We start from the raw sequence: 16221 nt of genomic DNA, 5'->3' as shown, positions 1-16221 counted from the left end.
CTCCTTGTTAGCAGATCATTTGTACGGTTCTACAGCCTCACCGACGAGCTCAAACGACGCATCTCCGTACATGGATTTTTTAGTGACTAAATTAAGAGTGCCATAAACCCAAATGGGCCCCACGGCCACATCGGTTCCTTTTTTCATCTTCACATAAACCATTTGGTTCGGTGGCGGTGGCGGAACGTGAATACACGCCTGAGGACTTGGCACGAGCAAGAATTCTACGACGTCTCGCTGATTGTCTTCCAGTGGAACCATGAAACCCGGGATCTTCACAGGTTTACCATTAAGAGCCTGAAGCTCTGAAGAGGATTTTCCGGTAATGTAGTCCATTTCGCCAAGCAAACGCCAGTCGACCTCAACTCCCGATAAAGCTCCGCCGCGAGAGACCATAGTCTGATAGATCACCACTCCGGTGACCGCCGCCAAAATAAACACTCCCGCTAAGATCCACTTTTTCATCCCAGTCCAGTTCTGCGGCATACGCCGCCTTTTCTATTAAAAACCCCACCTAACTTAAATGCAATAGCTTTGCGCGGTGCCCTTCCCTCTGATATAAAGGAATTTCTAGTCAGAGAACGAGGCCTAAATATGAGCAGCAAAATTCAAAGAGTTCGTGGCACCCGCGATCTTCTCCCCGAGGACAGTCTTCTTTTCCGTTTTGTCGAAGAATCAGCCTATGAGAAGTCTCTTTTGTACGGTTATGGTGAAATTGAAACTCCGATTTTTGAATTTTCTGACGTTTTTCATCGCACCCTCGGCGAAACTTCCGATGTTGTGAATAAAGAGACTTATGATTTTACAGATCGTGGCGGAGAGAATCTCACATTAAGACCTGAAGGAACTGCGGGTGTTGCCCGTGCATTTATCTCTGAAGGCATGATGCAGAACCTTCCATTAAAGTTTTATTATTCCGGCCCGATGTTTCGTTATGAACGACCACAAAAAGGACGATATCGTCAATTTTACCAATTGGGCGCAGAGTGTTTAGGTTATGATTCTCCTCTGGCTGATGTGGAGTGCATAGCACTTGCGTGGGATATCTTGCAAAAAATCGGAATTTCTTCTGATTGCACCCTTGAGATCAATACTCTGGGCGATGCTGAAAGTCGTGCGGCTTACCGTGAAGCTTTGGTGAAATACTTCACCGCTCACCAAGATCAATTGTCTGCGGATAGCAAAATGCGTTTGGAAAAAAATCCGCTGCGCATTTTGGACTCCAAAGATGAGGGCGACAAAAAACTCAACGCCAACGCTCCAAAACTTGAACAATATTTGAACGAAACGTCGCAAACTTTCTTCAAAAAAGTTTTGGAAGGTATTGAGAAATTGGGCATCCCTTACAAAGTGAATGATCACCTTGTCCGTGGACTTGATTACTATTGCCACACTGTTTTTGAATTCACGACATCAAAACTCGGAGCTCAAGGCACTGTGCTTGCGGGTGGACGCTACGATGGTTTGATTGAAACTATGGGTGGCCCCAAAACTCCGGGCGTTGGTTGGGCGGCGGGAATTGACCGTTTGGCTGATTTGACTCCGAAAGAGCTTGCGATCACCAAAGAAGTTTTGATTGCTGTGATTGGCGCTGATGATCAAGGTGAAGATGAGAGTGTTAAAGTCGCTCACGAAATTCGTGCACGCGGCTTGAAAGCAGAAAATTTCCTATCTGGAAAAATGGGAAAGAAAATGCAGAAAGCCAATAAGGTTGGAGCACACTATGCTTTGATTTTAGGTGGTAACGAAGTCGCAAATAAAACGGTGACCGTAAAAAACTTCGCAAATGGTGAACAATCTGAAATCACTCGCGAAGCTTTGAAGACTTTTGATTTTAAAATCTAAGAATGAAAGCTGATGCTCTCTCATGGAGAGCATTTACTGAACAATTACATCATCTGTAGAACACAAGTGATCTTTTCGCGCTCTGCTTGAGGAGCCATTTTCAAATGGCCTTTCATAACATAGTGGCGCCCAGGAAACTCACTTGTAGCCGCACTCAGAGTAGCTCCTCGTAAATCTATAACCAACTTACGCCCTTTTTCTAAATCACAACTGATCTCTGAATGAGCCGGCTCACAAGAATATTTTGAAGTGTACTTAGCTTCCTTACCGAAAAACACCTGAGTAGAAAACTCAGGAAAGGTCGCATTCTCATCCCACACCTGAATCTCACCCTGCTTAGAAAGACAAAGAATGAACGGAGTGCTATCCCCCTCAGCCATCATTTGCTTAATAGAATGCTGAGTAAGATCAAGAGCAAAAACAGGATTCGCCATAAACATTACAGAAAAAAGAACCACCAGTTTTTTCATCGTAAAACTCCTTGGCCCGAAGCACATGCAAGTACGTGACCAAGCCCAAAATAATTGAAACCGATCTGGCTGAGCAAAAACTGTCCAACTATCAAAAAATGTCATTTCCTGAGGGTTTCTTTATGAAACCGGATAACAAAGGGAATCTCCTAAGTTTCTAAAAATCACTATTCACAACATGATTTATAAAACTTTGTCTTTGTTGCACTTCCTTCATTCATAAATACAACAAAACTCCAACGCGTGCCCATGCTCTTCTCATTCGTCTTTATCGTTTGGTCAATAACCGAATATGTCAGATTAGAATCAGAAAGTGCATAACTTCCATCAGGAGGACCAAGAAGTGCTTCGATCTCGTTACGACTCATGCCTATCAACTTATTACTTAATGATAGATCAATTGCTTGCGAAGCCCTATCAACCCCAGCTTTCCAGAGCTTTGAGTCAAATGACTTTACTCCCCAATAATGCTCCAGAAAATCTGCCTCCTGAAAGTCTCTCCATCTTAGAACATAAACGTAATAAGGAAATCTGAGAAGATTCGTAAAACCAATCGTGATACTGAACCACAAAAAAATGCAGATTGTAATCACACTTAAAAAGCGCCAAAAATATTTTATTATTTTAGCCATTTTAACTCTCGATTTTTAATTTTTTCCAATCCAGATTGCTCTAGATCCTTTTCAAAATTTTTCCCCTGATAACTTTTACTAAATTTGAGGCCTTCATTGTTATTAAATAAATCCATTCTTTTCTCATTAGTTGGGTTTTCAGGTGAACCTTCATGAGCATCTAAAAATTTTCTTCCTTTCTCTTCTCCCAACTCTTTTCCGACCATGCCCGCCCAATAATAATGCCTGAAGGCATCTGCCTTATTGTTGACGTGCTCGTCCTCAGGAAAGTTCTTCCTCGTCACATAACCAGCAAGAGCAGTTAAATAGGCAACCTTCCCAGCATCTACGGGATATTTTGTCACCAATTCTTTCTCTTTTTCGTTGAGTTTCACGCCAGTTAAATAATAAGCACCTTTATCCGCATAGCTCTTAAGATATCTGTCTATAACAGCTTTTGAAAGTGCGACCATTTGTCCCTTTTGGGGAGCCGCCAGATGGGAGTGAGGTTTGAAACGAACTCCCGCTTTCATATTTTCAGGAGCATAAATTTTTACATTGGTCTCTTTATAGCCTCGTGATGTCATTTGTATATAATATCCTTCAGAAGTCTCAACCCATCCAACTGGATTTGGCTCTTTTCGATCAGACGGAGGAGAAAGTTGATCTTCAAGTTCTTGATAACTGACATCAGCCTCCCTCAATAAGTTTTTGAAGCTCGTATAGCGTTCACGTGCCTCAATTACCTCTTCAGGTAAATTCTCTTCTATAACTTGTTTAAGTCCTTCATTGAAAACTGACTTACTAAATCTAGTCTCTTGGCATTTCAGCTAAATACATTCCGTCTCCAATGCTTGGCTGCTGCAAACCTGCATCCACACAAAAAGACTCAATATTAAATTCATATGAATGCCCCGGTTGCAACTCAAGCTGACCGGTCGTGGCTAGTTCTTTAATAATGGCCTCTTGATCTTGAAGAACTTCTTTTAGCTGCGCAGATATATATTTTCGGTCATTTCCTGAAAGATCTTTTCTTTGTAGAATGGAATAAAGCTTCTGAGCACCTTCCAGTGGGCTTTGGAACTCCTGCGGTTGTTGAAAGGTCTTAATTCGATCAAAAATCCTTCGATCTGTTTTCGAATCCAAACTCGAGCAACTTGGTAAAATAACGAGCGCCGAACACCACAAGAATAGAAAAAATAAGCTCTGAAGTTTTCTCATTCATTTAGCCTTGCACCACCAACGACGTTAATCAACTTTTTGTTTTCTGAAGTTTTTATCCTGTGACAAGTATTTATCCATAACGCAACAGCACTACCAATAGTAAGTCCGTACCTTTGGACGCCGACGACAATCGAAATAATAAAAACTCGTTAGCGAGGATGGGAGCTAGGGTCTACGGCACTAAAAACCGAGTTCCGCAGCGCCAAGAAAGACCAGCAGTAGCAATCAGAAGACTAAGAAAAACAAAAAAGGGAGCCAGCAAAGCTCCCTCAAGCGCGAGGACTGTCTGAGAGTTTTTAGTGCCGTAGGCCCTAGCTCCCATCCTCGCGTATCGTAGTTACAAGCTATTTACGATAAAGTTTAACGGATTGCCCTTTTCCCCAGCCGGAGATTTTGAGCGAGCTAGCGCGAGTCCATACGAACATCAAGATCAAGCCGACAACAAACATCGCAATACTCAGCCACTGACCACGAGTCAGTCCCAGCCATTGGAAACCGATGTGCGCATCTGGCATACGGAAGTGTTCATCCATCACGCGCACCATCGCGTAGAGAATCACGAATGTGGCCGCAATAAATCCTGGTTTACGTGGTCGTCTCCACAACAAGAAAAGGAATAAGAATAAGAAAAGCCCTTCACCCAAGGCCGCAAAAAGTTGAGACGGATAACGAGGTGTCAACAAAGGTGCAATGGCTTCCTTCGCTGCCGTATTCCCTTCTTGAATGGACTCGATGATTTTATTCATGATGGAGTAAACTTGGTCACGAGAAGCGATATCGAAACGGAATTTATCAACAAGCTCCAACCATTGTTCACGACCCACACCCACTTTTTCTACGACGGGAGTCAGCTCAGAAAGTTTGGTCATGTCCTGGCTTGGCCATGAAAGAATGTCTTGAGGAAACTTCACCGCCAAAGGATAAGTCGGATCACAAGGACGACCCACAAGCTCACCGTTGATGAAGTTAGCGATACGGCCAAAGAACACACCCAACGGTCCTGTCACGGCAACAAGATCCAAAAGATACAAAGAGTTCACAGAATATTTACGCGCATAAAGAAGGCACGCCAACACGATACCGATGATCCCGCCGTGGCTCGCCATTCCGCCTTCGTTAACGGCAAGGACTCCCCAGTAAGGGAAGGTGGATTTGAATTTAAGGAAAAGATCCGGGCCGTAGAAAATCACGTAACCCAAACGACCGCCGACCAAAGTTCCGATCGCCGCGTAAGTGATAAAGTCACCGACCATTTGTGGTGTGAGTCCTGCTCTTTGTCTTCTTGCAAGCCAAGTAATCAAGAGATAGGCGCAGATGAACCCCATCATGTAAGAGAGTCCATACCAGCGAATTCCAAAATCACCGGAAATTCTTAGAGCAAACGGATCGAAATCATGAACCACAACGTATCCTTTTTTGAGACGTTAACAGTATATCAAAATGGGAATTCTTAGACCTTCCCACATAAAAGCGAGAAAATAGGGACATGTCTAGGTTTTCATCTTTGCTTCTACTGTGCATTATCGCGTTTTCAACGACTCCAGCCTTGGCTCAAAGTGGTAGTCGCTGGGGAAGCGGTATCGACTTCACTAAAAGAGCCGCCAATCGCGAGGCCGGAAGATGGTCTCTCTCTGAATGGCTCGAAATGAAAAATAGAAATCGCATGATGGATATGTGGCTTTCTATAAACTCACCCTCGCCTTTTGAGTTCTCTTTGGGAGGCACTTACAACTCCTACAAAACTGAAGTGAAAAACCCCGATAGCAGCGGCTCTTCCAACTCATTTGCAGGGGAACTCTCTGCCTATGCACAATTTGTCGGCGTCACAGCAGAATATGAGAACAACACACAAGACAGCTACAACGATCTTTCCGGAATGCTGAACATTCGCCTCTTGGGGAACTCAATTCAGAACACGTCTTTCACAATTCACTATGGTCAACGCACACGAGATGCATCTGCGGGAAAACTCACACAGCAGTTTGGACAGGCGTCATTGCAGGTTTATTTAACAAAGTATTTTGGTCTTGATGGGAAATATCGTTATTTCCTTCCCACTTCCACGGATGAATTAGGAGATGTGGAGGGAAATATCACCGAAGCAGGGCTTTTCATAGACTTTAAAGCCGTTCGCATTTTCGGTGCCTGGTACAAGGAGAGCCAGAAAACAAAGATCCCTGCGGCGACGGATGACACAGTCACCGATCGCGCAGGGATTAGGTCAGGAATCAAAATCTTTTTTTAATTCCGAAGTCAGAACTAATCCAATTGGATTAGTTTGTTCTCACCACTTACAAAGTAAGACTCAGTAGATTGCTCATGAGCCATTGGAGAAGTCACTTTCCACTCCATGTTCATTTGCATTCCCGCTACAGGATCACGTTTTGAACCTGTGTTGAATACAGAAGGGATCACAGCCGTTGCATCCAATTGGAAGCCCCAACCTACAGATACGTTAGCTGGTTGGAAAGTCGCGTTTGTGATGTATTTACCGATACCATCAGCAGAACCACCTGCAGTGTATGTAACACGGTAAGAGTAATCTACAACTGTCATACCGAAACCGTTTTCGTATTGAACGTTGTAAACTTTAGATTGTGGCATGTTCCAACCAGAAAGATCAGACCAGCAAGTCAAACCTTTTGGAAGAGCGTTTGCAGTGTCAATTTTGATGTTAACAACAGGGCGACCCGCATTGATGACGTTGAAGATTTTTTTACCGATGTTGATAATTTGATCTACGATCAATTCAACTGCATCAAGAGGATTTACAGAACCCAAAGTTTTGTCGCCAGTGAATTTTGGCGCCAAAGGCATTTGAGAAGAGTTGCAGTCTTCGTTAAGACCGTGAACTGGTTTAGCGAAAAGATCAGATTGAGCGTATTGCTCAGTCACGTCAGTTACTTTTACTTTTTTGATTTCGAAGTAAGCTTTATCGATTGCGAAAGCTGAAGAAGCCATTCCCAAAGTCAAAGCCATAGCTACTAGAGAACGAATCATGAGGACCCCCTTATTTGTTGCCCGTGGGTTCTATCAAGGGGGCTAGGGTGTTTCAAATGAAAAAAAGAGGAATTTTAGTCTTTTTCGCGGCGCCTTGTGTCACCACTCTTTGGAGACCGATAACATCGGGAATATCCAAGACTTGGAATTGGAAGCGTTCGATTCAACGCTGGAAACAGTCTTCTTGGTATAATTTGCAAGGTAATAGTTAATAGAAGCGCCCACATGCAGGCCTGATTTCACTTCGGGTGAAACACCGAATTGAAACCACATGCTTGTGCCTTCCCAATTTTCGTTCACTGTTCCGTCAGAAAACGTGGCACGGCTGAGGATGTTGTAAGCAGCACTTAAACTATAAAGATCATTCTTCCCGAACTGCCACTTCACATAAGGACCCGTGTCCGATGAAGCGTACGTCGTTGTCTCATCCACTTTATCCGTGTGAGAAATTCCCGAGTAATTCCACCCGCCCCAAATATTTTTTTTCAAACTGAACGCCACACCCACATTATAAAAATACTTCGTCGATGTCGTTGTGGAAGAAGTTGTGAGCGTGTCGGAAATATAAGTACCGCCGACTTCCAAAAGAAGACCGGCGTGAGCTCGTGCTGAAAACAGGATTGTTAGTATTACGAAAAACTTCTTCACAGATTCTTTATCGGTACGAGACTGAAAAGAGCTCAGTCTCGTTACGAGAATTTAGACCATCGTCGATGGAATCATCTAGTTGCGTTTTAAAAGAGCCGCGTAAAAACCGTCGAAGCCTTCTTTGTCTGGACGAAGGTGAATTTGCTTGAGCAAAGTCCAGCGCGATCCATGTTCAGCCATGAATTTTTCGATCTGTTTTTCATTTTCACTCGGAAGAAGACTGCAAGTGGCGTAAACCAACTGCCCGCCTTTTTTAGTCATTTCACAATAGCTGGTGAGGATTTCATATTGAAGATCCTGAAGGCGCGCGATTTCATCACTCGTGAGTTTCCACTTTGAATCGGGATTGCGACGAAGAACGCCCATTCCTGAACAAGGCACATCCAGCAAAACACGATCCGCCGTTTCATACAAACGCTTGATCACTTTGCTGGAATCAATCAAACGAGTTTCAATCACGTCCACACCATCACGGCGCGCGCGCACTTTCAACTCTTGCAATTTCCACTCGTGAATATCCAAGGAAATAATCTTCCCCTTGTTCTTCATCAAAGAAGCCATGTGCAAACTCTTACCACCCGCTCCCGCACACGCATCGATCACGCGATGACCTGGTTGCACATCTAAAAGCGGCACGACCATTTGCGAAGCGGCGTCTTGAACTTCAAAAAGACCTTTTTTAAAAGGCTCCGTGATGAAAACATTTTTACGCTCCGTGAGTTTTAAAGCATGCGGCAAATCCGGAGACACTTTCACCGCGGAGATCCCCGCCTCTGTCAGTGTTTTTAAAAGTTCATCCGGAGTTGTTTTTAAAACATTGGTGCGAAGGAAAACTTCGGCAGGTTGATTCAAAGCGCGAACCACGTCTTTGTAATCCGGTCCCAACTCTTGCTCTAAACGAGCCGCCATCCAATCAGGAATAGATTGCGCCACAGCGAAAGAAGGAATGTCTTTTTGGCGGGCGGTCACGTCCTTAACGGAAAGACCTTCAAGCTCGGGCCAATCCGGAAGTTCATGCCCTTGCCGAATCCAGTAAGCTCCCCAGATTTTCCAAAAATCGTTGTCATCAGCAAGATAGCTAAGAAGGCGTTCCCAACGAACGATCTCATAGACGGACTCCGCAAAGAATCTTCTGTCGCGCGAGCCCCATTGTTTTTGCGCTTTGAGATTGCGCTGGATCACTTTGTCTGCGTACTGCCCATGCTCAAAAACTTCGTCAAGGGCGCCAATAATCGTTTCTACGAGATGCTTATGAATCTTCAAAATGTAAATACCAATCCACCTGATAAGAAGGTGCCGTTAAATTGCCCGGAAGAGAGCAAATGAATGTGGTTCTTTAAACCAGCTTCAATGAAGAATCCAGTGTTTTCAAAAATATCAAAGAACCGCGCACCCAGTACCAATTGGTAGTCTAAAGAAATCGCCGATTTGCTGCTGGCCTGTTTGAAAAAAACTCCTAGTCCGACACCTGCGCCGAAATAGAGAGGAAAGCGCGAGCCCGCATCTGGAAATGTGAGGAGAGGCATGAAAGAAAGTTTTTGAGGATTTTCACCCGGCAAATCAAACTCTGCATAATCAATGCGCAAGTTCAAATCCATGGAGTTTTGCCATTCGCCCACTCGATACGTGACTCCCAAAGAGTTGCCACCGACATCATCTTGCTGACCGTTTTTACCCCAATCGTAAGATTGAGAGCCCATGTAGCGACCGAATTGAATTGCCAGATAGTGATCCGAAGGACCGCTGCTGTAGTTTTGCGCTGGATCTCTTTTTTGGAAATAACGAGCGGCCGCGTCTCTGCCGACCACAGGTTGTGACTCTTGTGCTAAAGCAAGGGAGCTCATCAGCAAGGGCAAAATCATTGATAGAAAAGTCTTCACACGCACCTCATTTTCTGTCCCCTATTCTATCCAGTTTTTAGCTCGCTATGTAAGTCTAATGACGCGTAAGGTTATTAGACCTGGACACGTTGACTCTGATAGCCCCGATCCCTAATCTCCAGGCAGCTTTTAGGACGGGACCAAAGACTATGAAATGCCCCTTTTGCGGACATGCAGACGATAGAGTTTTAGACACCCGAGTGCAGAAAGATGGCAGCATCCGCCGCCGTCGTGAGTGCCTTGAGTGCAAAGCTCGTTTTTCGACTGTCGAGACAATCATGCTCGCCTTCCCGTTCATTATTAAAAAAGACGGACGTCGTGAACCTTTCAGCAAAGAGAAAATCCTTAAAGGCCTTCAAGCTGCCTGCCAAAAACGCCCTGTGAGCTTGGCGCAGATTGATGCCGTGGTTGAGAGAATCTCTTCATGGGTTGTGAACCGTGGAGAAAGCGAAATTTCGTCTCGTCTTATCGGCAAAAAAGTCATGGCGGAACTGAAACAACTCGACGACGTGGCTTACATCCGTTTCGCGAGTGTGTATCGCACCTTCAAAGACGTGCAAGAGTTTGTGGAGACTCTTGAAGACGCTGAACTGCTTGATTTTGTCGATGCAAATAATCCACAATTAAGTCTCACAGCGATGAACTTTGTAGAAAACGAAAAGAAGCCAAATAATGAAACTGACAGCAAGACGACAAGCCCGCGAACTCGCACTCCAAATCCTCTTTCAAACTGAGTTCGCACCTCAGATCAGCTACCAAACATTCTTGGATGTTTTTGAGCAGAGTGTTGATCCTGAAGTGATCAACTACGCCGATCTTTTGGTGACGGGCGTTCAATCCAATAAAGCCGCTGTGGACTCTAAGATCCAAGCTTCAAGTGCCCACTGGAAAGTGGAGCGCATGGCGACGATTGATCGCAACATCTTGCGTATCGCCGTTTACGAAATGAAATTCGCCACAGAACCAATCAAAGAAAATATCGCCATCAACGAAGCCGTTGAGATCGCGAAAAAATACGGCACGACAGAGTCTGCAAGCTTTGTGAATGGCCTTCTAGATCAAGTCAGCAAGGTGCACTAATGGCTTTGAGTGTGCTTTCCCAAGCCAGCGCTCTGAATCCCGGCTCTGACCTGTGGATCGTGCCTGACTTGGAAAAGTCACAATGGACAGCCAAGCTTGATTGGTATTTGAATTTTCAAATTTGCAAATCGTCCCGTCACACACAAGCGACTCTGCCCGAGTTCTTAAACACAGTTCTGGAAGAAACCGAGCTGAGTAAAAAGAATTTTAAAAATCGTGATACAGCTCCATTGATGATTGCGTCTTCAGAACTTCTTCCCAACAAGTGGGTGGTGATCTTGCCTTGGCAAGGTGATCTCACAAAGTGGACATCGGAAGTTTTTGAGATCTGGCAAAAATTGAAAGAGCCTACTTTGCGCGTGTTCTTGCCACCAGGACAGAGCACGGGGAATTTGCAATTGGCGTGGCAGACTCACCATAATTTCCAAGATTTTACGGTAGTTTTAGACTGATGTTTCAAATCAGTACAAATCCCAGAGATTCCCTCACGGAAACTTAAGGACACCTACTAAAAAACCGATAAATCAACCATGGCTTGCACTGGAACGTCTTGGCTTTCAACCTTTGCCGTTGTCTTATTTTTATCACTCCTTAATAGTGGCTGTGGTCTTTCTGCTCACCTTGAAGACTTGCTACAAAGCGAGTCACCCGTCGTTTCCATCAACGACAAAACTCCTTTTTTGATTGTCAACGCCACCAACAAAAACAGTTTTCAAGTCTCGGGAAAATGCAATCCTGACTCCGGAGATCTTCGCGTTCTTTTAAATGAAGTCGATCTTTCAATCACATCATGCACTGAGAATGGAACCTGGTCAGCGACTTATGACATGTCTTCAATCGCAGATGGAAATGCAACTCTCTCTATCAATCAAAACAGCGCCGACGCCACCCTCTCGGAATTCGACTCTGCTAATGTTCTTAAGGACACTGTCATTCCCCAGATTGCAGGGCTCAATGATGTTCTTATTCCAACAAACTCCGTGGACTTTAATTGGAACTGCTTAGATCCAGCGGACAACTGTCAATTCAGATATATGATCACGGATAATCCCGTTCATATTTTTATCGCCGAACTTTTCTCTGTCACCCAGAACGCTTCGATCATTGAGAAAGGTCACAACTATCTCTATGTACAAGCCCAGGATCGCGCGGGAAATCTTTCAACTCCCGTGAGAGTCGATGCCTATGTCGGCGCACCAAAAATCTTCATTGGCGGATTGCAGACAGCAACCACCCTCTCGGGAACAGAGAATCTCTACATCTTTGCTGCCCCCACGTTGAGCGAAATGAGTCTTTTCAACAATGCCACCTGCACAGGGGCACCTACATGGCAAAGTACGAACTCTGTTGTGTCTAATTGGAGTCTAGATCCCGCGTCACAAGGCGGAACAGCTTCTGTGAGTGTGCGCTTTAGAACTTCCGCTGGTGTAGAAAGTGATTGTTATACTGACAGCATCCTTTGGCTCAATCCCACGCTTCACACGATGTGTACGGACACCACATCGTCAGCAGGTCTTGGCCGCGTGGTCGACAGTGGTGGCACGGGGGGTAATTACTCTGACAATGAAAACTGCACTTTGAATTTAACTTTGACCGGACCTACGACTTTTACTTTCGAAACAGCAAATACAGAGTCTGGCTACGACTATTTAACGATGTATGATGGAGTCACACAAGTTCTGGGATATTCCGGTGCCGCTGGCATTTCCCCTATTACAACGACAAGTAATAACGTGCGCATCGAATTCTCATCAGACTCCAGTGTGACTGAACCCGGCTTTAGCATTCTTTGGGTTGCTGCGGGAGGTCCCGCACCAAGTCTTTCTTTAAACAATGGTGCATCTTCAAGTATCAGCGCCACGGTCACTGCGAATTTAAATTATGATTCGATTTTTCAAGACGTTTATTTAACAGAGACGGCAGCCTGTGCGAGCGGAGGAACATGGACGTCGCTTGCGAGCCAGTTGCCGTGGACTTTTAGTAACGCCACTAACGGAACTAAAATCTTATATGTTAAATTCAGAGACGCCTTCGGCAATGAAACGGCCTGCGAAAATGACGATATTACTCTTGTTCTTCCTCAAATCACCATTGATGCTCCTGGAGCAGGGAGTGCCCCTAACTTATCTTTAGACCTTGCAGGAACATGTTCAGCACCTGGACTGAATGTAGAAATTTCGGGAACCTTTTCAGGGACAACAGCTTGTTTGAATGACAATACCTGGGCGAAGTCTTTTGATACATCAGCTCTTCCCAACAATACGACAATCAACATCACGGCTCGTCTTATGAATGGCGCAACCGTCGCCGCTTCTGCGACCGGAACTTGGACCCTTGATCGTCAAATTTCTATCACATCCCCTGCCGCGGGAGCCTTCATTGGTCCCAACTACACTGTCTCTGGTACTTGCAATGTTCAAGGAGCTACTATTGAAGTCACTACACCTTCGGTAACAGCAACCTCCTGTAATGCGGGAACATGGAGTGTGAATCTGACATCGGGTGCTGCCGACGGAACGACAATTAATTTCTCTGCCCGCATGATGCTCAACTCTGTTGAACAAGATTCTGATTCGCGCAACTTCGTTTTGTCGACATTGCCTCCCATCGCGGTTATCAATGGTGCTCCGACCGGTTCGAGCATTGAAGCTTCCGTTATCGTCAATATCAGTGGAACCAATGTCGGTTCATACAAATACAAGTTCGGCAGTGCCGCAAACTGCTCTGACTCCGCAGGATATTCCGCAGAAATAAATGCCGCCACTTCTCTGACTCTGAACCAGAGTGCTCTTCCGAATGGATCGGTCACTCTTTGTGTGGTGGGAAAAAGTTCTATCAACGGACTTTGGCAGGATTACGCTAACGCCACAACAGCAACGTGGATGAAGGACTCCAATGTGGATGTCAACATCTCGGGATTCAATCTCTCCGTCACAGAAGGAGCCAGCAATCTTCAACTGACGGTCACTTTAAGTGGAACCAAACTTAGTGACGTGCGAGTGTATTATTACCTTTTAGGAAACGCGTTGTATATGGTGGATCACGATCTAGCTCCTGGCTACATCACCATTCCTGCAGGTTCCTTGACCGCTTCAAAAACTTTTAACACTTTTGGAAATGCCCTGGCGGATTCAGACCGCGAAATGCGCATAGTTTTAACTCATACTGATAGCGCCGCCGCTAATATTTCGTATGTCTATCAGAAGACCGTCGTTATTAAAGACGACGATCAGGTGTATCAAACGATCGTCAAGTATTCAGGTTCACAATACAATAACTGCGCTATATGGTCTAACGGGCGTTTACGTTGCTGGGGTACTTCCAATATCTATGGAGGGCTCGGCACCGGAAATACGAATGACGTCACGACAGTTGTGGAACCCTCTCCGGCAGATCAGTTTATGGACGTTTCGGTAAGTGACTACTATACTTGTGCAATTACAAGTCTCAAAAAACTCAAATGCTGGGGATATAACTATTACGGTCAACTCGGGAACGGCAATACCACCAACGTCTATTCCCCCACGGATATAGACTCGGGTGAGAACTACGTCTCCATTCGGACTGGAGGCGCCGCCACGTGCGGCCTTACAGAAAGTGGCAAAATCAAATGTTGGGGTGCTAACACTTCCGGACAACTGGGGCTTGGCCATACAAACGTACAACTCACTCCTGCCACTGTGGATTCCGCCAACACCTATAGCTTCCTTTCTTTTAACGGTTCCGCTGGATGCGGAATCACGTCCCTTGGTGGAAATCTAAGATGTTGGGGCTATAACGGTTATGAACAAGTTCTTTCCGGTACAACCACCTCACAAACGGCTCCGGTAGATACTGATCCTGGAACTGCTTATAAATTTGTTGAAACGGGTTCGACCATCTGTGGGATCACTCTTACGGATACTTTGAAATGTTGGGGATCCAACTTCAAAGGACAAGTCGGCAATGGCGGAACTAGCACGGTCACATCCAGACATGTCGTAGACTCAGGAACGTCTTATAAATTTATTGATCTCGCTGGAGACTACACCTGCGGGATAACATCCACTGACGACCTCAAATGTTGGGGTGAAGTTCGCGGCACTTTCACGTTTCAGCAAGCCAATCAAAAAAATGTTCCGACACTTGTTGGTGACGGCGTCAAATACTCAGCCTCTTCATTCTCTCCTTATGGCGGTTGTGCAATCGGAACTGATGGCGATCTGTATTGCATGGGTGATTTCTACAATAGGCAATTTCATCCGGTGCAAGGCCCGGAGATGGTTGATTTCGATCCTTCGACGACTTTTTCTGCTTATAGTGTGGGAAGCGTCAACATGTGCGGAATCCGAACAGACGGCACTGTTCTTTGTGCAGGAACTTATGCCGGTTCGTCAGTATATAGAAACGTTGCCAATGTCATCGCTCAGGGAGCCAGCCACGCTGGAGGCTCCGTTGCTCTCTCTGAAAGCGGAGGATGTGTGATCAATGCAACTGGCAATATGAAGTGTGCAGGTTCTAACGGATTTGGTGCTGTGGGAGATGGAACAACAACCACCCCAGGTCCTTTCGTGAACGTGGCTCCATCTATCAGCTTCGCAACAACAATTCGTGAGCAATATTACTGTGCCGCGGGAATAGATACTTCCGGAAAACTTTACGTCTGGGGGCAAGGAGGAGGTCTTGGTTGCGGAACTGCCACAATCAGCAATACTCCTCTTGCCACAGATACCGCAACAACTTACAAGCCCTTCCTCGCAGAAGGAGGAGCTTTCTGTTCCATCACGACAAATGATGACTTAAAGTGCTGGGGTTACGATGGAGGAACTGGAGAACTCGGAGGTACATCCAAAACCGATCCAACATTGATGGATTCAGGAACTAAGTATAAAACTGTTTCCCTCAGCGTTAGTACTCTGTGTGGAATCACTTTAGGCGATAAACTTCGCTGCTGGGGAAGTGGCACCAAAGGTCGCCTCGCCAATGGTGGCACCAGCAACTCCTCGACTCCGACGACAGTGGATGCCGCTTCGGACTATTCTGACATTTCGGTTGGAAGTAACTCCGTTTGCGCCATCACTGCCGGAACTCTTAAATGTTGGGGTTATGTCGGAGACTTTAACTCGAATGCAACTTATACAACTCAACAGGTTGTAAATAGCGGGACGTCTTACCAAAAGGTCGCAGCGGGAAACACAGTGATCATGGCTTTGACTTCTTCGGGGCAACTTCACTACTGGCCAAAAGGACGTTTTGATCAAGCCCACACCGTTGTTGCTCCTTCTAAGACATTTAAATCTCTGAAAGGGCATGCCTCAGGAAATAACTTCTGTGCTTTGACGACGGATGATCATCTTTACTGTTTTGCCGGAAATTGGATGGCTCACAAAAGTGCCATTCCGGTGATGATGACCTTGGGTAGGTTTACACTTTAAAATATCCAACCCCAAGGTGACATAGTTCATCAACATATCGTTGTATTTT

General features: G+C 45.3%; 16 protein-coding genes. 6 read left to right on the top strand and 10 right to left on the bottom strand.

Going from position 1 to position 16221, the window contains the following annotated elements; genetic code table 11:
- Nucleotides 1-15 precede the first annotated feature (15 nt).
- A complete protein-coding gene (locus ACL934_RS05655; RefSeq protein ID WP_374078652.1) occupies nucleotides 16-465 on the bottom strand; it encodes a DUF3299 domain-containing protein in 450 nt (149 codons plus the stop codon).
- 129 nt (nucleotides 466-594) lie between these two features.
- On the opposite strand from ACL934_RS05655, the gene hisS reads away from it, so the two are divergent.
- Nucleotides 595-1845, top strand: a complete 1251-nt coding sequence (gene hisS, locus ACL934_RS05650) for a histidine--tRNA ligase (protein WP_374078650.1) — start codon at nucleotides 595-597, stop codon at nucleotides 1843-1845.
- Nucleotides 1846-1889: 44 nt separating this feature from the next.
- Here hisS and ACL934_RS05645 read toward each other — a convergent pair whose 3' ends face one another.
- The 5 genes from ACL934_RS05645 to lgt form a co-directional block, all read right to left on the bottom strand.
- Nucleotides 1890-2315: a hypothetical protein gene (locus tag ACL934_RS05645; RefSeq protein WP_374078648.1), complete on the bottom strand. Its 426-nt coding sequence runs from the start codon at nucleotides 2313-2315 to the stop codon at nucleotides 1890-1892.
- A 167-nt stretch (nucleotides 2316-2482) separates the two neighbouring features.
- Complete coding sequence (locus tag ACL934_RS05640; protein ID WP_374078645.1) at nucleotides 2483-2947, bottom strand: hypothetical protein; 465 nt, start codon at nucleotides 2945-2947, stop codon at nucleotides 2483-2485.
- Complete coding sequence (locus tag ACL934_RS05635) at nucleotides 2935-3630, bottom strand: DUF6973 domain-containing protein (protein ID WP_374078642.1); 696 nt, start codon at nucleotides 3628-3630, stop codon at nucleotides 2935-2937. Before ACL934_RS05635 ends, ACL934_RS05640 begins: the two co-directional genes overlap by 13 nt.
- 106 nt (nucleotides 3631-3736) lie before the next feature.
- On the bottom strand, nucleotides 3737-4147 hold the full coding sequence (locus tag ACL934_RS05630) for a hypothetical protein (RefSeq protein WP_374078640.1): 411 nt from the start codon (nucleotides 4145-4147) through the stop codon (nucleotides 3737-3739).
- A 347-nt stretch (nucleotides 4148-4494) separates the two neighbouring features.
- Nucleotides 4495-5553 carry a prolipoprotein diacylglyceryl transferase gene (gene lgt, locus ACL934_RS05625; RefSeq protein WP_374078638.1) on the bottom strand — a complete coding sequence of 353 codons (1059 nt, stop codon included), beginning with the start codon at nucleotides 5551-5553 and terminating at the stop codon, nucleotides 4495-4497.
- Between the two features lie 83 nt (nucleotides 5554-5636).
- Here lgt and ACL934_RS05620 point away from each other — a divergent pair, with 83 nt between their 5' ends.
- Nucleotides 5637-6395: a hypothetical protein gene (locus tag ACL934_RS05620; protein WP_413613201.1), complete on the top strand. Its 759-nt coding sequence runs from the start codon at nucleotides 5637-5639 to the stop codon at nucleotides 6393-6395.
- A 14-nt stretch (nucleotides 6396-6409) separates the two neighbouring features.
- On the opposite strand, the gene ACL934_RS05615 is transcribed toward ACL934_RS05620, so the two are convergent.
- From ACL934_RS05615 to ACL934_RS05600, 4 genes are all read right to left on the bottom strand, one after another.
- Entirely contained in the window at nucleotides 6410-7150 is a 741-nt protein-coding gene (locus tag ACL934_RS05615; protein WP_413613200.1) for a hypothetical protein, read from the bottom strand.
- Nucleotides 7151-7249: 99 nt separating this feature from the next.
- A complete protein-coding gene (locus ACL934_RS05610; RefSeq protein ID WP_374078629.1) occupies nucleotides 7250-7798 on the bottom strand; it encodes a hypothetical protein in 549 nt (182 codons plus the stop codon).
- Between the two features lie 75 nt (nucleotides 7799-7873).
- Complete coding sequence (locus tag ACL934_RS05605) at nucleotides 7874-9061, bottom strand: RsmB/NOP family class I SAM-dependent RNA methyltransferase (protein ID WP_374078627.1); 1188 nt, start codon at nucleotides 9059-9061, stop codon at nucleotides 7874-7876.
- Nucleotides 9058-9678 carry a hypothetical protein gene (locus ACL934_RS05600; RefSeq protein WP_374078625.1) on the bottom strand — a complete coding sequence of 207 codons (621 nt, stop codon included), beginning with the start codon at nucleotides 9676-9678 and terminating at the stop codon, nucleotides 9058-9060. Before ACL934_RS05600 ends, ACL934_RS05605 begins: the two co-directional genes overlap by 4 nt.
- Before the next feature lie 149 nt (nucleotides 9679-9827).
- Here ACL934_RS05600 and nrdR point away from each other — a divergent pair, with 149 nt between their 5' ends.
- The 4 genes from nrdR to ACL934_RS05580 all read left to right on the top strand — a co-directional run bounded on the left by nrdR (nucleotide 9828) and on the right by ACL934_RS05580 (nucleotide 16172).
- Nucleotides 9828-10412: a transcriptional regulator NrdR gene (gene nrdR / locus ACL934_RS05595; protein WP_374078623.1), complete on the top strand. Its 585-nt coding sequence runs from the start codon at nucleotides 9828-9830 to the stop codon at nucleotides 10410-10412.
- The gene (gene nusB, locus ACL934_RS05590; protein WP_374078621.1) at nucleotides 10351-10758 is read left to right on the top strand and encodes a transcription antitermination factor NusB; all 408 of its coding nucleotides are present in this window, start codon (nucleotides 10351-10353) and stop codon (nucleotides 10756-10758) included. Before nrdR ends, nusB begins: the two co-directional genes overlap by 62 nt.
- Nucleotides 10758-11210: a hypothetical protein gene (locus ACL934_RS05585; protein ID WP_374078620.1), complete on the top strand. Its 453-nt coding sequence runs from the start codon at nucleotides 10758-10760 to the stop codon at nucleotides 11208-11210. Before nusB ends, ACL934_RS05585 begins: the two co-directional genes overlap by 1 nt.
- Before the next feature lie 78 nt (nucleotides 11211-11288).
- Nucleotides 11289-16172, top strand: coding sequence for a CUB domain-containing protein (locus tag ACL934_RS05580; protein WP_374078618.1), 4884 nt, complete (start codon nucleotides 11289-11291; stop codon nucleotides 16170-16172).
- The last annotated feature ends 49 nt before the right edge of the window (nucleotides 16173-16221 follow it).

It is taken from the genome of Bdellovibrio sp. HCB-110 (genome assembly GCF_047323225.1).
Taxonomy (GTDB): Bacteria; Bdellovibrionota; Bdellovibrionia; order Bdellovibrionales; family Bdellovibrionaceae; genus Bdellovibrio.
The sequence above is the reverse complement of the archived record's forward strand: the minus strand, read 5'-3'. Positions and strand labels throughout refer to the sequence as shown.